Here is a 16,330-nt window from a genome sequence, read left to right on the forward strand (position 1 = left end):
ATTGAATTATATATCTATTCTTTGTTAGTTTCCTCTGTGATTAACTCGTCGTCGAACAACATTCTTACGGAAGGTGTGTAGGTATCGTCATACTGTCCTCTTTTCACACTTACAATGAAGGCGATAAAAAACACAATCGCTACAATTACACTGGCGGTAAGCATTACATATATCACTCCCATGTTGTTGAATCTTAATTACGGACCAAATGTATTCTAGCATTCTTCTTTATACTATGACATCGGTCATGTTTGGGAAGTTTTCACTTAGGAATTTGTTAATTATGGGTTGAGAAATTGTTGTTAGAAGTTTTCATATGCCAGTTCGAGTGATTTAGAAAACCGATTAGATTTCTAAATTGTATCAAGAACGGTTTTGAATGAGTAATTACATCTCGATACTAAATCATTATGCATTTCATTACTCATCTTTTCACTCGATTTGACAAAAGAGTTCCATTGTCAGTTCGAGTGGAATTGATTGGAATGCAGTGGAAAACAATTTTGTACCGAGAACGAGTTTTGAGTTACAAACTACATCTAGATAAAAAATCATGATACATTTCATTTCTCATAATTTTACTCGATGTGACAATTCGTAATTAAAAACTCATAATTGCTTCTATATCGTCATAGAAAACAACTTTGTTTCTGGTTGTTTTCGTTGTAATCGCATATCAAAAGCCATGCAGATGTTTCTTATAAATGGTCGTGCTTCTTTTCGAACTTGGATGGAGTTGTTGTTGATATCTATTAACTCATCCACAGCGATTTCTTCTAATAATGTTAAAGATTGTGGCAACTCTGTAAACATCTGGTTTTCTTGTTTCCAATCTGTTTGAAAATGACACATGATGTTTAAAATATGCTTACGAATTACTAAATCTTCTTCTGTTAATATATGTCCACGGAATACTGGAATTTCTCTTTGTTCTACCAACGATTGATATTCCTTTACCGTTTTTACATTTTGTGCAAATCCGTACCAAGAATCACTAATCGATGACATTCCCAAACCAATCATTAGTTGTGTTTTGCTCGATGTATATCCCATGAAGTTTCGGTGCAAGGTTTGCTCTTCTGTAGCTTTATATAAAGGATCGGATGGCAATGCAAAATGATCCATTCCGATTTCGTGATAACCAATATCTGTTAGTAATTGTTTTCCCAATTCGTATAGTGCACGTTTCTCATTATCTTTCGGTAAATGCTCTTCACTAAATCCGCGTTGCCCAACTCCTTTTACCCAAGGCACATGTGCGTAACTGTAAAAGGAAATACGATCTGGTAATAATTCTTTCGTTTTTAAAATAGTATCGGTAATACTTTCACGCGTTTGAAATGGCAATCCAAAAATTAAATCATGACTTACCGAAGTATATCCAATTTCTCTTGCCCATTCCGTAACTAATTGTACTTGCTCGTATGACTGAATTCTGTGAATGGCTTTTTGAACTTGAGGATTATAATCTTGTACTCCATAACTCACACGAGTAAATCCGACATCGTACAACGCTTGTAATTGTTCTTTGGTTGTATTGTTCGGATGTCCTTCAAAACTAAATTCAAAATCTGCATGTTTGATACTTCCTTCTAATAATCCGTTCATCAATTTCTGCAATTGACTACTTGCAAAAAATGTTGGAGTTCCACCACCTAAATGAATTTCTTTAATTACTGGAGTTTCATTCATGTGAGTTTTGTACAACTCCCATTCTTTTAACAACGTATTGATGTATGGTTCTTCTACTTCGTGACGTTTGGTAATCTGTTTATGACAAGCACAAAATGTACACAAACTCTCACAAAACGGTAAATGAATATACAGACTAATTCCTTCCTTTTCATTGCTTTCTTGAAAAGATAATTTAAAACTTTCTATCCACTTTTCTTTTGAAAAGGTATCTGCATCCCAATACGGAACAGTAGGATAACTGGTATAACGTGGACCTGGAATATTATATTTTTGAATTAGTGATTTCATACTACTCTTGCTATTTTTTACTAAAAATGATTATTTCATTGAAACGGTATGAAACCAAAAAATCAACATTAAATTCTAATAAGAATCTGTATTTGTAGTTCCTGAAGTAACCAATGCAACACCCGAAGACGTTCCTAGTCGAGTTACTCCCATTTCAATATATTTCTTTGCGGTTGTTATATCTCTTATACCTCCAGCTGCTTTAATTTGTACTTTATCCTTTACTATGTCTTTCATCAATTGAACATCTTCAAAAGTTGCTCCGCCAGTTCCGAATCCAGTAGATGTTTTAATGAAATCAGCTCCAGCATTCAATGCTAATTCACTCACCTTTTGGATTTGCTCTTTGTTTAAATAACAGTTCTCAAAAATGACTTTCAATAGGTTCTCTCCTATTCCTTCTTTGATTAAACGGATTTCGTTTTCTACATAATCAAAATCTCCCTCTAATAACTTTCCAACATTAATAACCATGTCAATTTCTGATGCTCCGTTTTTAATACAATCTTTCGCTTCAAAAACTTTAGCTTCTGTTGTCATTGCTCCCAAAGGAAAACCAATAACCGCAGCTACTTTCACATTTGTTTCAGTCAATTCTTTTACTGCTAATTCCACATTCGAACCATTAACACAAACTGCATAAAAATTGTGTTGTTTTGCTTCTGCACACAGTGTTTTTATTTGTGCTGATGTTGCTGTAGCTTTTAACAAAGTGTGATCGATATATTTATGTATTTCCATATTCATTATTTGATTTTTCTTCCTACAAAATTCGTTGCAATGGTAGTAAATACCACAATACTAATTGAACTTAACGGCATTAAAATTGCCGCAATAACAGGAGATAACTGTCCGGTTACGGCAAAATACAATCCGATAAGATTGTAAAATATAGAAATAATAAAACAATAATGAATAATTTGAATCGCTTGCTTTGATGCTTTTACAAATGCTGGCAATTGTTGAAACTTCTTCGCGTCTAAAATGGCATCGCATGCCGGTGAAAACACGTTGATATCTTCCGAAATGGCAACACCTACATCACTTTGTTGTAGTGCTCCTGCATCATTCAATCCGTCACCAATCATAGCCACTTTTTTATTTTCTTCTTGTAGAGAAGCAATGGATTTTAATTTGTCTTCTGGTTTTTGATTGAATACTAACTTAGCGTCGTTTGGTAACAGTGCTTCCAATCGTTTTTGTTCACCATCATTATCACCAGAAACTACCGAAAGGTCATAATTAGAAAACGCTTTGAATACCGTGTCCACATCTTTACGATAGCTATTCTTTAAAGTAAACTTTCCTTTGTAATCGTTTTGCATACTAATATGAACAGAAGTATCCGCATTATGATTCCCTTCATTCTTTACAAAAGGAGCTGAACCTACTTTTACCAAGGTATCATCTACCACTGCTTCAATTCCTTCTCCCACATGTTCTTTCACCATTTTTGGAGCTATTGTTTCAACTGTAGCAAAAGAATTATATATCGTTCTACTCAATGGATGATTCGAAGTTCTTAGTGTAGACTTCAATTGAACTTTCTCTTCATTATTCAACTGAACTCCTTCATAACGAATTTCTGTATCCATATTGGTAGTTAAAGTTCCTGTTTTATCAAAAACCAATGCATTGACATCTGCCAGACGTTCTATCACTGAAGCATTCTTCAAATAGAATTTTTGCTTTCCGAAAATGTGCAACATATTCCCCAATGTAAATGGAGCAGCCAATGCAATTGCACAAGGACAAGCAATGATTAATACAGCAGTAAATACATTCAATACTTTTGAAGCATCAGTAACAAACCAAAATAAACTTGCTAACACAGCAATTGATAATACAATTACTGTAAAGTGCTTACTGATTTTATTGGTGATGCTTGTGTAAGATGAAAGCTTGTCTTTTTTAAATACGTCGTTACTCCATAATTGAGTTAAGTAACTTTGTTCTACCGCATGCATGGCTTCAATTTCAATAGCACCTGCCACTTGTTTTCCCCCTGCAAATAATTTATCACCAGATTGTTTCGCTATTGGAACAGCTTCACCTGTCACAAAACTGTAGTCAATCTCAGTTTGTTTACTTATTAAAATGCTATCTACCGGAATGATTTCCTGATTACGAATTAACAATCGATCTCCTTTTTGAATATCGAAAATTTGAATATTTTCTTCCTGATTATTCCCTACAATTTTGGTTACTGCAATTGGGAAATACGATTTGTAATCACGTTCAAATGATAAATAGCTGTAGGTTTTTTGTTGAAAGAATTTCCCTAATAATAAAAAGAAAACTAACCCTGTTAAGCTATCGAAGAAACCACTTCCTATATCTAAAATAATTTCCGCTGAACTACGAACAAACAATACGATGATTCCCAAAGCAATTGGAATATCGATATTTAATAGTTTTGAACGAATCCCTTTATAAGCCGAGATAAAATAGTCTTGTGCTGCGTAAAAAACCACTGGTAATGAAAAAGCGAACATCAACCAGCGAAACATGTGTTTGTATTGCTCCAGCCAAAACTCGTTTACTTCAAAATATTCTGGAAACGACATTAACATTACGTTTCCGAAAGCAAATCCCGCTACTCCTAATTTGTAAATTATACTACGATCAACTTTCTTATTTTCTGTGCTATAATCCTCTAACGAAATATATGGTTCATAACCAATAGAACTTAATAATTCCACCGTTTGCTTTAGAGAAATTTCATCTTTAGCAAAGGATATTCTCACACTCTTTTTAGGAAAATTAACTTGAGAACTCTTAATTCCAAGATGTAGTTTTTGCATGTTTTCCAGAATCCAAATACAAGAACTACAGTGAATATGTGGAATGTATAAATTCACTACTTGAATGGTTGCATCATTGAATTCTAGTAGCTTTTCAATAATATCTTCATTCTCTAAATAATCGTACTTGCCTTTGATATCTTCTGGAGTTGCACCTGGGCTATTTTGCAAGTCATAATAACAGGTTAAATCGTTTGATGAGAATATCTCGTACACCGTTTTACAACCGTTACAACAGAAACTTTTCTCGTCAAAAGTAATTGTTGTATTCGGCTGACATTCGTCTCCGCAATGGTAACAAGTTGTTTTCATCTTATTCGTTTAACCACAGCAAAGGTTTGAATTGTAGGAATGATAAACTATGATATTTATCAGGCTTTATTCTGATTCATATATTTTTCAACTTTACTTCATTCTGTTCATTTTGTCTTGAAACAAAACGAACCAAAAATTCAAGACTTAAATTCTCATCGGTCTAATCTCATTTCATATTGGAAATAAATGAACTCCTCCGAAGTATCGTCGTCAAACAGCATTTATTCCTGATCAATATTTCAATGGATTGACACTCGACTACGAATTCTATGTCCTTTGAAATAAATCTAAATGACAAGCTTTCTATAAATAATAGTTGTTCTTAATGCTTCTTTAAACAGCTTGACCTCGATCCTGAAGCATCAGGACGGGAGAAGTAATATCTCTAATTCTCCTTTTTATTCTGAAATAAATTCAGAATGAAAAAAAGGGCTTAATCAAATTGTTTAAACCCTTTTAACACAACTATTGCTACTAACGATCAACTATTAAAAACTAATTATATAATATCCCTTTACTATAATTAGATCTTCATTTCATTTATGAAAAAATCTCTAACATATGCTTTAATTTGATTCTCAGTCATACTGTCTTCTTTTTTAAAAGCAACGATTTTATCAAAGAGATCTTTATTCGAAATTTCTATATGTTTATGAAAATATTGTGGTACTTCAGCCGGACCAATAATTAACAATTCATCTGTTTCTTCAATTTGATCAACTATTGAATTGAAATAATTTTTCAACTGATGTTTTTCTTTCTTCATGTATTTACTGTCTTGCACTACATCTTGTGGTCCTCCTTTAAAACGCGTTCCTGATCCACCCCAAACTTTAAAGTCGTTAACTTCAGATTTTACAACTATTAAATTTTCTACCTCTTGTTCTATTTTCACGATAAACGCATTTCGCTTATCTAACCAAATTCCTGTTTTCATCTTCAACTATTTTAAAATTAATTTGCTTGTGGTACTACCATTAATGGTATTGTAATCTTATGACCTAGTTTTTGAATTACAGGTTCTCTAAAGATTTTCTCTATGAAACTATGTTCATTTTTGGTAATTGCTAAAAGATCAATTTCAGCATCTTCAATAAAGTCTAATATTTCTTCTGCAACTTTATCATATAAAGGCATTACATGGAAGTAATAATCAATTCCTTCAAATTCTTTCTTCAGTTTATCAAGGTTTTCTTGTTGAATATCTGTGAGCGTATCATCATCAAGTATATGCATTATCAAAATCGTTGCATTATGAAGTTTTGCTAAGAACTTAACATCTTCAATAACCTTTGGAGAAATTGATTTTAAATCCGTTGGAAACCCTATTTTATTAATAGTTTTAAACTCCATTTCATCTGGAACAATTAAAGTTGCACATTCTTCTGTTTGATTTAAGACATTTACAGCATTACTACCGAAAAACATTTTACGTAAACCTGTCATTCCTTTAGTACCCATAACCACCAAATCTATCTTGTGTTTTTTGGTATTTAGTTTTACAGAATCTACCAGGCTATCGAAACTTAAAATGGTCTTCTGACGGTTTTTGAATTTCGTATCTGTAATGGTAAAATATGATTTTAACTTATTCAGTTTAATCAATGCTTCTTCCCTGATCGATTGGGTAAATTTATGAGTGAGATTATTCAATCTAGACACTTCTATATCTACAGAATGTAGATGATAAAACTTACATTTTTCATTCTCAAATAAATTCAATGTATACTTTGCTGCATCAGTTGCATTCTTCGAAAAATCGGTTGGTATTAAAATATTCTTCATTTTAGTAAGCTTTAAATTTAGTATTGAGGTTAAGCCGCTTTATGTTTATCAAGTTGTCTTTTAACTTGATCTATAGCATTTGTTACTGCGATTTGATAATCGTTTTCATTGGCAGAAGCAAATAAATGCAAGCCTGGCTTCTTCATTTCAACTTCACAAATTCTTCCTTTATTCTCTGAACTATTTTCGTATTTGATGTACACATTAATATCAATTAGATTTTGATAAAACTTTGTCACCTTTTCTAATTTCTTTAAAATGAACATTTCTAGATTTTCACTAGTATTCATTCGAATAAATTGAATATTAATATTTGCCATAACTCTTATCTTTTTGGTTCATAACAAAGGTATTTCTAGAATATTTTTTATGTAATGATATAAATCAGTTTTGGTGTTTTTTTCAGTATTTTATTGATGTAGAATTAAAATTGGTTTAAATAAACTTTTATTGATTTTTGTGGTGGAATTATCAATAAACAAACGATCTAAAACTGAAGTTTCTTCAATCAACAAAACCGTTAAATCAATTGGATTTGTTTGTAAAACGTAAGATTTTACATAATTCAACGGAATATTTGATATCAACTGGTAATTAACTTGATCATGATTTTTTAAAATGAACTGATCTTTACTTGCAGTGGTGTAATCATTATTATTAACCACTCTTACCACTTTCAATATTTTATCTTGTAATATAGAAGGAGAAAGTATAATCTCTAAACTATCCTTATCATCTAATAAACATAGAACTTCTTTAGGTTTTGACAATACTGCTTCCTGCGGAACAATTATTGTTTCAGTTCGAATAGAACGAATTAGCTTTAAAGTATTACTTCCAAATATTTTTTCTCTTAAACTATTCGCACCGTCAAATCCTGTTACAATAGTATCGATGTTATATTTTGATACATATTCTTGAACAGCATCAATAAAATTATTGAATCGGATACTAGCTTTAAAAGTGGTATTATATTGATTTTCTAAAGTGTTTTTGATGATTTTAAGTTTCTCTTTATCATCACCAATTACTGTATCATAAATACTATCAGAACTTGCTAATTTCGACAGAGATAAATTTCCCGCCTTGCTAACATGTAATATGAAATAATTATGCTCTTTCTGAGAAAATAATGAACATCCGTAATGCATTGCATGCATCGAAGATTCTGAAAAGTCCGTTAAAAAAAGAATGTTTTTCATAATAAATACTTTTAATCAGCTTTATTTTACTGAGATAAAAGTATTTATACGATGGAAGTTACGAAATGATATAAATCATTACTCAACTAATTTCAAGGCTTCAACATCTAAGATTTTAATGTTTCTTCCTTCTATTGAAATAAGTCCTTGCTTTTTTAATTTGGAGATACTTCGAATTAGCGTTTCTGTAGCAATACCCGCAACACTAGCTAAATCGTAACGAGAAATTTTTATTGGATCTTCTGGCTTTCGATTTATTTTCTCAGCAAACTTTAATAACGTAGCTGCAGTTTTTTTGTGAACAGAGTTATATGCCATATCTATCAACTGTTCTTTTACGTCTTTCAGATTATCCGTTAATAAATCTACCAATTCTAAAACTACCTTATGGTTTTTGTGTAGCACATTTGTCAGTTCAGATTTTTTGATTCCCACTAATTCAGTTACACTAATAGCCACAGCAGTTTCTTGATATGCCTGATTCTGAGAAAAAGAAGTATACCCAAACAAATCATCTTCTTTATATAGCGAAGTTGTTAAATTCTTTCCTTGTTCGTTGAGTTTAGAACATTTTACGGCTCCTTTAGTTACTAAAAAAATATAGTTAGAATTGTCTCCTTCTTCGTAAACAATATCATCTTCTTTATATTGAAAAATTGTTCCGTTATCATCAAAGAAGTTTTTTAAATCATTTAAATTTCTTAGTTCTCCCTCAACTTCTTCTTCAACATTTTGCTCTCGACGTTCCTGTAAAATAGAAGATTTTGCCAACCTACTTTCAATTGCTTCTAACAATTCTTCCTCTGTAAAGGGTTTAGTGATATAATCATCTGCTCCTAAATTCATTCCTTTACGAATATCTCCTCTTTCTGTTTTTGCAGATAAGAAAATAAATGGGATAAATTGAGTTTCTTCATTCTGAGACAAAGCTTCTAAAACACCATATCCATCCAATTCTGGCATCATAATATCACAAACGATTATATCCGGTTTGGTTTCTTTTGCTTTCTCTAAACCTAGTTTACCATTTGCTGCAGTAACTACATTATAATACCCTGAAAGTTCTAATAATTCTTCTGTGTTTTCTCTTAATGTTACATCATCTTCTATGAGTAAAATTGTTTTCATATTACTGCTTTGTTTGGTATTTGTATGGTAAATGTTGATCCTTTATGCTCTTCACTAACAAATGTAATTGTTCCACCTAAATTTTCTAAATGACTTTTTACAATGTTTAACCCGATTCCTGTCCCTTCATTTAGCAATACATTCTCTGCTCTAAAATAACGTTGAAAGATATTCTTCTGATCTTTTTCTGGAATTCCAAAACCTTCATCAATTACTTTAATTAATGTATTTCTATTCTCTTGTGAAGTAGCAATTGTAATTTTTGTGTCTTCTGGTGAATATTTAATGGCATTACTTAATAAGTTCGAAATCGTCAGTTCTATAATCTTTATATCTTGGTAAATTTCATCTTCAATTATATCACTCTTTACAATAATTTCTTGTCCACGTTTTAGTAGTAAATCTAAATTACTGATCGTTTCAGATATTACATTTTGTAAACTAAAACTAGATAAATTATAGTTTACTTCACCTTTTTCAAGTTTTTCAATTGATAAGAAATCGTTTAAGATATTATTTAAATAGTGAACTTTATTGTTAATTATAGAAAGATGTTTTTCTCTCTTTTCCTGTTGTTCCGTTAGTTTATACTTTGCCAGTAACATACTTGAAGTTAAAATACCGCTTAAAGGAGTTTTAAACTCGTGAGAAACTAGCGATAAAAACTTTGTTTTTAACTCATTTAATTCTCTCTCTTTCTTTAATGCTACTTTCGCTTTCTGTTCTGCTTCAATTCTCTTTTTGTTTTCTTCGTCTAGTTCCTTATTTATCTTCTCTAATTCATCAACCGTCGTTTTCAAGTTTCGAGTTCTTTCTTTAACCTTATTTTCAAGCTTAGTATTTAATTCAAGAATCTCTAACTCTTGATGTTTCCTCAAAGAAATATCAATTACTAAAGCCATAATATATTTTTGACCTTGTATTTCTAACGGATTTAACCCTACTTCAATTGGAAAAATATTACCTTCTTTATGAACAGCATACAAATCTCTCCCTCTACCCATTTGTCTTTTCTCACGAGATCCCATAAAACTTTTGAAATGTGCACCATGGTTTCCCTTATATTTTTGAGGAATCAGAATTTCTAGATGTTGATTCAGAATTTCTTCTTCTTTATATCCAAAAGTCTGTAAGGCGGAAGAGTTAACTACTGTGATTTTTTGAAACTCATCTACTACAATTACCGCTTCAGAAACAGCTTCAAAAAGGGTATCAAAAACTACTTTATCTTCTTTTGAAAACATTACTAATTCTATTTACAGTAAAGATAATCCTTTCTAAAATATTGAAAACTGACTTTTATCATTTACTCAACAAGATCCTTCCAATAGCTTTGTATATAAATACTTACAAATGAAGGCTAAAAACCTAAATATTACTTTTTATCAAAATATCGCTAAAATATTTTATGCTGTTGCTAAGGCAGATAATATTGTGGCTAAAGAAGAGATTAAAATCTTAAAAAAAGTAGTTAAGGAAAATTGGCTGGAAGTAGATGAAACTTTTGATGTATTTGGTACTGATACTGCTTATCAAATAGAAATTGTTTTTGATTGGTTGTATAGTAAAAATGCAACTTCAGAAGATTGTTACAATGATTTTGTAGAGTATTACCAAAATCACTCTTATTTCTTTACATCTGAAATCAAAGCGTTGATTCTAGAAACATCTGGTAAAATAGCGAGTTCCTTTGCTGAGAAGAACAAATCCGAACTTATGCTATTGGCGAAACTAAGTATTGAATTCAAAAAAGAAATCGCTTAAAAGTATTTATTATGAAAACAGTATTTCGATATTTATTACAGTTAGCCCTAATTTCTATTATACTAACTAGTTGTACTTTGGAATCTAAATTTGGATTACCCAACACAGATAAAGTTGATCAAAATTTAATTGGTGTTTGGAGCACACCTTGTATTATTAATCAAGAAAGTGATACACTTACCATAAAACCATTAAATGAATATTCTTATAAACTACTTTTTGATACCAATGAAGAATTAGCAGCATATTCAGTAAAGATTAAAGATTATAACATTATCAATATCATCTCGAACGTAGATGGAAACAACCTGTTTTATGGATATGAAGTTGAAAAAGATACACTTCGTTTTTATGAAGTAAATCCAGAATTATTAAAGAGTGATATTTCATCACAAAAAGAACTCAACGATTTCTTTACTAAAAACATAAACAAGCATAATTTCTTTATGAATGCTTGTATTATGATTCGAAATAAAGACCTTTAACTAATTCATAACACCAATTATTATGAAGAATATTATACTCATATTGATAGTAGCAACCTTACTTACAAACTGCTCTTCTAATAGACTAGTGCATCAATATAAAAACCCAGAAACTGGATTTTTTGAATCGAATAAACTGTTTATAATTGGTTTAGAAGGTAACCTAGAACTGAGAGAAGAATTTGAAAAGAAATTATCCCAGGCTTTTGATAAAGAAAAAGTGAGAAGTGTTAAGAGTATCGACTTTTTTGAAGATTCTTTTACCAAAGAAAAAAAGACTTTAGAAGAACTCAATACAATTGAACAAACATTGTTAAACGCAGGATTTGATGCTATTCTTATTACTAAGGTTTTAGGAACAGAAAAGAGATATTATACTTCTAGAATGTTACATGAATTTATGACTAGTAATCAGACCTTCGAAGATTATTACTTTGGAAATCAATACAAGTATCTAAAGCAAAAAGGTAAAAAAGAGGATTATACCATTCACATTATTGAAACTTCATTGTACTGTATTTGTCCTGAAAAGGAAAGAGAATTATTATGGAGAGGAGAAATAGAAATCAAAGATTCAAACAATAATTCAAAGAACATTCATAATTTCATTGATGTACTTTTTGAAAATTTAAAAGAAAACGAGTTGCTACTTATTTATGAATAAGACCATTACCTATTGATGGTGTGAAAACTATTTAAAACCAATAGATTATCCTTACTTTTTTAAGAGTTTATTAATGAATATATCAAATAAAAAACTGTAACTTTCGTTATTAAATAATTATAAACTCTAAAAACCAATCACACTATGAAAAAGCTTATGTTAGGCTTATTCGCCGTTAGCCTTGTTGCGTGCAACAACGCTGAACCTGTAAACTACGTCCTATTTAATGGAACAATTAAAAATCCAAACAGTAAAAGTTTAACCATTCTTGATGGTTCTAACAAACCTGTTAGACAAATTAAAGTATCTGACACTGGAGCATTTGCTGATACTATTTTTAATGCCAATGGTTACTATGCTTTTAATGACGGAAAAGAAAGATCTGAAATTTATCTTCAAGATGGCTATGAATTGACTTTAGACATGGATGCTAAAGAATTTGATGAGACAATTAAATATTCTGGAAACGGAAGTGATGTAAACAATTACTTGTCTCAAAAATTCATGACTAAGGAAAAAGCTGGATCAACGTTTCAGTTATATTCAATGGATGAAGATAAATATTTATCTACCATGAATACCTTAAAAGAGGACTTAGAAAAATCTTTAGAAAATGTAGATGCTAAGTTCGCGAAACAAGAGAAGGTAAATTTAAATTACGAACATCTTAATCATTTAACTCAGTACGAACCTGCACATGGTTACTTTACAAAAAATAGAGATTTTAAAGTTTCTGAATCATTCCCAAATGCAATCGAAGGAATTGACTTGAATAATGAAGAACATTATAAACTATATAACTCATATAAAGGAATTGTAGGTTATGGTTTTGCTAAAGTTGCTAGAGAGAATGCTAAGAAAAATGGTACTTCATACGAAACAGAAGCAATTGCACATTTGAAAGAATTAAAGAGTGATGTTATTAAAAATGATATCCTTAATGGTTTTGTAAGACAAGTAAGTGTTATGAATCCTAATGCAGAAGCTTTATACAAAGGAATTATGGAAATTTCTACTGATGAAAAGCTTAAAGAGAGATTAACAAAACAATATAACGCTATTTTAACTCTAGCAGAAGGTAAAGATTCTCCTGTTTTTGTGAACTACGAAAACAATGCTGGTGGAACTACTTCTTTAGCTGACTTAAAAGGTAAATATGTATATATTGATGTTTGGGCAACTTGGTGTAAACCTTGTAAAGATGAAATCCCTCATTTAAAGAAAGTAGAAGAAAAGTATCATGATAAGAATATAGAATTCGTTAGTATTTCTATTGACGAAGAAAAAGATCATGAATTATGGAAAAAGATGATTAAAGACGAAAGTTTAGGTGGAACACAATTAATGGCAGATGCTGCTTGGGGTTCTAAATTTGTGCAAGAGTATCAAATTAACGGAATTCCACGTTTCATTTTAATTGATCCAACAGGGAAAATTGTAAAATCTTATGCTCCTAGGCCTTCAGATAAAAAGTTAATCGAATTATTTGACGGATTAAAAATCTAAAAGTTCAATTACTTTATAAAACATAAAAAACCACAGTAAACTTTACTGTGGTTTTTCAATTATGAAAAGTTGATTCGACTAAAATCCATCTCCAGGAGCCTCTGGTGAAGCTGCTTGAGCTTTTTTCGGATTTAAAATTAAATATGTTCCTAAAGCTGTTATTGCTGTATATTTTCCGTAATTCCCAATTTTTTGTAGGGCTTCTTTTCTAGTTATATCTTCTTTTTTTGACTGTATTTCTTTCATGATAAATTTCTTATTGAGTGTTTACTCTACAATTACCTTCTTAGTTATAGTTCCAAAATCTGTGGCTAATTTTACAATGTAAATTCCAGCAGAGACATTTGACAAGTTTATTCTATTAACGCTGTTAACATTAGCTTTAGAAGTTGTTATTTCTTCTCCCAATATTGAATATACTTTTGCAGAAGCATTAGCAGTTAAACCCGAAACAGTAATTTCTTTTTTCCCAGATTTAAAAATATTTACCTCAGATAAATTACTATCAATATCATCTGTACTTAATTTTGAAGAAATGGTATGAATATAAAATCTACCCACTCCATTTATTGCAGAAGATGAAGTAATAGCATAATCATTTTCATCATTCATTTTTACAATCTTACCTTCTTCTCTATCTTCAATGTATACTTCTAATTCAGAAGGTAATCCTAAGCTTGAAACTGTAAATGAAACTTTAGTATTTGCAGCAAGCTTTAATCCAACAGGTATAATCATATTCTCATAATCAGAATTTGGCAACGATTGAATAGTAAAATCTTCATTAGATTCTTCTAATAAATGAGTAAACACATCAAAATTTGCAGCTCCAAAGTTTCCAACATCATAACCTGGATCTAATCCTTTTGTTGTATTTGAAAAATACTTGATTGTTGTTTTTACTGAAACCTCATTTGCAGTAGCTATTACATTAATAGTTGGTGTTTGGTTAGCTGTTCCTTTAGCAAAAATCCCTCCAGTAGTTGGTTGAGTTAAAAGTTGACTATGATCTAATGTTATTGAGCTTGCACTAGATCCTGCTTTTATAAAAAATCCTTGACCTGGAGCTAATGAATTTTCTGAAGTAACTAAGGAATTGGCAACATACTTATTCTGTGTATTATCCCAAACATATGCTGCAACAAAAGCTGGATCCATACTTGCATTATTATCTGCTACGAAATTATCTCCTGTATTTTCATTTAATGGTAAAAATGCTGTAAACGGATTACCAACAGCGTTCCATTCTGAAGCTACAACAGTTTTAGTTACAGTACTCGTTTCTACAGTTCCTGTGAAACTTACTTGTCCATCAGTAGCTCTAGAAATAGCATAACCTCTACCTTTTTCAAAAGTTAAGGTATTCGTAGTTAAATCATCTGTTGTATAATACACCCATTTCGCTCCATCTGCATTACTATCATCATAGTATGCAATTGCATATCTATTTGGTGTTACACTTGTATTAATCCTTATATTATTAGATGCATTTTCAGCAAACTCTTTAATGCTTTGTCCAACCACAGGAGAACTTACAACATGCCATTTATTGGCAAGTAATCCTCCTCTTAAATACGTCACTGTTCCCGAACCAGAAGCTGTTCCTTTAACTATTAAAGAACCACTATTTGTTTCTCCTGAATTTATTGTAACAGTTCCATTGTTTGTAAAATCTCCATCAACTTGAGCACTCGACATGTCAAGAATTACTAATGATGAAGAAGCATCTATGGTAAGATCTTTCATTTGGGCATCTGTTCCAATTCCTATAACAGGTTTATCAGTTACATTCGGAATTGTAATATCATAAGTAGTTTCTGGAAGTGCATTAATATCCCAGTTTCCAGCACTTGCCCAATCTGGATCTACTGCTCCTGTCCATGTTGCAGAAGTAATTACAACTGCTCCTGTAGAATCAAAACTATCTCCTGTAATTTGTGAACCTGGAGTATTTGTGCAATCAGCCGTATTAAAACCAGAAGTTGTTGGTCCACACGCTGTAAAAAACTGATCTAAGAATACAGAACCTTCTTCAAAAGTTACATTTGGACTTTCATTAATATCAGCATATTTAAATTTAATACTGAATAAATGTGCTGCTGTACTCGTAACATTATTTCCAGCAAAAGATCCGCTACTCGCCAATTGTTGAAATGACGTAGAAACTCTAGAAGTAGTATTATCATTTACAACGAACGATTGGTAAGCTGCAACTGCTCCTCCAAAGAATGAAGTTGCTAAAATTGAACCATCTGGTTGAGTCATTTCAAAATTTCCATTGGTATGCACATTATCTCCAAATGCAGCTGTATTGTAGTTAAAATAAATTTGTCCTGAGCCTATAATAAAATCAGTATCAGACGAAATGTAAATATCTGCTTCATAATAATCATTTGTACCGTCATTAGTATTTCTAGCATTTACAAATGTGAAGCTAATATTTTGGGCAAAAGTAATTGCCGAAATAAAACTTAGTATTAATGTAATTATACTTTTCATTTTTAAATTTTTAATAGGATTATGTTATACTCTTTGTATGTTTATTACTTGCATATGAATTCCATTGAACGATTTTTCAATTTGTACTTTCGACAGCCAAAAAAGCGTTCCATGATGGATAATTGGTAGAAAAGCAAACTTTTGTATTACTCTTCTCATCTTTGGTTTTCTATGAGATTTTAATATTATTTTCAT

Annotated in this window: 16 protein-coding genes; 4 read left to right on the forward strand and 12 right to left on the reverse strand. The window is 31.0% G+C overall.

The features are described 5' to 3' along the window. Positions 1-14 precede the first annotated feature (14 nt). From ccoS to ABNT61_RS09025, 10 genes are all read right to left on the reverse strand, one after another. Positions 15-182, reverse strand: coding sequence for a cbb3-type cytochrome oxidase assembly protein CcoS (gene ccoS / locus ABNT61_RS08980; protein ID WP_348745662.1), 168 nt, complete (start codon positions 180-182; stop codon positions 15-17). Positions 183-621: 439 nt separating this feature from the next. Continuing rightward, positions 622-1,983: an oxygen-independent coproporphyrinogen III oxidase gene (hemN, locus tag ABNT61_RS08985; protein ID WP_348745663.1), complete on the reverse strand. Its 1,362-nt coding sequence runs from the start codon at positions 1,981-1,983 to the stop codon at positions 622-624. 75 nt (positions 1,984-2,058) lie between these two features. Beyond that, positions 2,059-2,724, reverse strand: coding sequence for a deoxyribose-phosphate aldolase (gene deoC / locus ABNT61_RS08990; protein ID WP_348745664.1), 666 nt, complete (start codon positions 2,722-2,724; stop codon positions 2,059-2,061). Between the two features lie 5 nt (positions 2,725-2,729). Further along, complete coding sequence (locus ABNT61_RS08995; RefSeq protein ID WP_348745665.1) at positions 2,730-5,099, reverse strand: heavy metal translocating P-type ATPase; 2,370 nt, start codon at positions 5,097-5,099, stop codon at positions 2,730-2,732. A gap of 526 nt (positions 5,100-5,625) precedes the next feature. Then, on the reverse strand, positions 5,626-6,039 hold the full coding sequence (locus ABNT61_RS09000) for a hypothetical protein (protein WP_348742952.1): 414 nt from the start codon (positions 6,037-6,039) through the stop codon (positions 5,626-5,628). 17 nt (positions 6,040-6,056) lie between these two features. Further along, entirely contained in the window at positions 6,057-6,887 is an 831-nt protein-coding gene (locus tag ABNT61_RS09005) for a universal stress protein (protein WP_348742953.1), read from the reverse strand. Positions 6,888-6,916: 29 nt separating this feature from the next. Further along, positions 6,917-7,207 (reverse strand): ribosome hibernation-promoting factor, HPF/YfiA family, encoded by a 291-nt coding sequence (gene hpf / locus ABNT61_RS09010; protein ID WP_348742954.1) that lies wholly within the window; start codon positions 7,205-7,207, stop codon positions 6,917-6,919. 90 nt (positions 7,208-7,297) lie between these two features. Further along, the gene (locus ABNT61_RS09015) at positions 7,298-8,089 is read right to left on the reverse strand and encodes a universal stress protein (protein ID WP_348742955.1); all 792 of its coding nucleotides are present in this window, start codon (positions 8,087-8,089) and stop codon (positions 7,298-7,300) included. 78 nt (positions 8,090-8,167) lie between these two features. After that, positions 8,168-9,217 (reverse strand): response regulator, encoded by a 1,050-nt coding sequence (locus tag ABNT61_RS09020; RefSeq protein ID WP_348742956.1) that lies wholly within the window; start codon positions 9,215-9,217, stop codon positions 8,168-8,170. After that, a complete protein-coding gene (locus tag ABNT61_RS09025; RefSeq protein ID WP_348742957.1) occupies positions 9,214-10,461 on the reverse strand; it encodes a PAS domain-containing sensor histidine kinase in 1,248 nt (415 codons plus the stop codon). The genes ABNT61_RS09020 and ABNT61_RS09025 overlap by 4 nt, the downstream gene beginning before the upstream one ends. A 109-nt stretch (positions 10,462-10,570) precedes the next feature. Here ABNT61_RS09025 and ABNT61_RS09030 point away from each other — a divergent pair, with 109 nt between their 5' ends. From ABNT61_RS09030 to ABNT61_RS09045, 4 genes are all read left to right on the forward strand, one after another. Next, positions 10,571-10,981: a hypothetical protein gene (locus ABNT61_RS09030; protein ID WP_348712696.1), complete on the forward strand. Its 411-nt coding sequence runs from the start codon at positions 10,571-10,573 to the stop codon at positions 10,979-10,981. Between the two features lie 11 nt (positions 10,982-10,992). Then, positions 10,993-11,466 (forward strand): hypothetical protein, encoded by a 474-nt coding sequence (locus ABNT61_RS09035; protein WP_348742958.1) that lies wholly within the window; start codon positions 10,993-10,995, stop codon positions 11,464-11,466. Positions 11,467-11,488: 22 nt separating this feature from the next. Next, positions 11,489-12,130 (forward strand): hypothetical protein, encoded by a 642-nt coding sequence (locus ABNT61_RS09040; RefSeq protein ID WP_348712699.1) that lies wholly within the window; start codon positions 11,489-11,491, stop codon positions 12,128-12,130. Positions 12,131-12,274: 144 nt separating this feature from the next. Continuing rightward, positions 12,275-13,636 carry a TlpA disulfide reductase family protein gene (locus tag ABNT61_RS09045; RefSeq protein WP_348742959.1) on the forward strand — a complete coding sequence of 454 codons (1,362 nt, stop codon included), beginning with the start codon at positions 12,275-12,277 and terminating at the stop codon, positions 13,634-13,636. A gap of 78 nt (positions 13,637-13,714) precedes the next feature. Here the strand turns inward: ABNT61_RS09045 and ABNT61_RS09050 are convergent, their stop codons facing one another. Together ABNT61_RS09050 and ABNT61_RS09055 are read right to left on the reverse strand one after the other, a co-directional pair. After that, positions 13,715-13,882 carry a hypothetical protein gene (locus ABNT61_RS09050; protein WP_348742960.1) on the reverse strand — a complete coding sequence of 56 codons (168 nt, stop codon included), beginning with the start codon at positions 13,880-13,882 and terminating at the stop codon, positions 13,715-13,717. A 21-nt stretch (positions 13,883-13,903) separates the two neighbouring features. Beyond that, complete coding sequence (locus ABNT61_RS09055; RefSeq protein WP_348742961.1) at positions 13,904-16,135, reverse strand: T9SS type A sorting domain-containing protein; 2,232 nt, start codon at positions 16,133-16,135, stop codon at positions 13,904-13,906. Positions 16,136-16,330: the final 195 nt, after the last annotated feature.

This window comes from Tenacibaculum sp. 190524A05c (assembly GCF_964036595.1).
In the GTDB taxonomy this organism is placed as follows: Bacteria; Bacteroidota; Bacteroidia; order Flavobacteriales; family Flavobacteriaceae; genus Polaribacter; species Polaribacter platacis.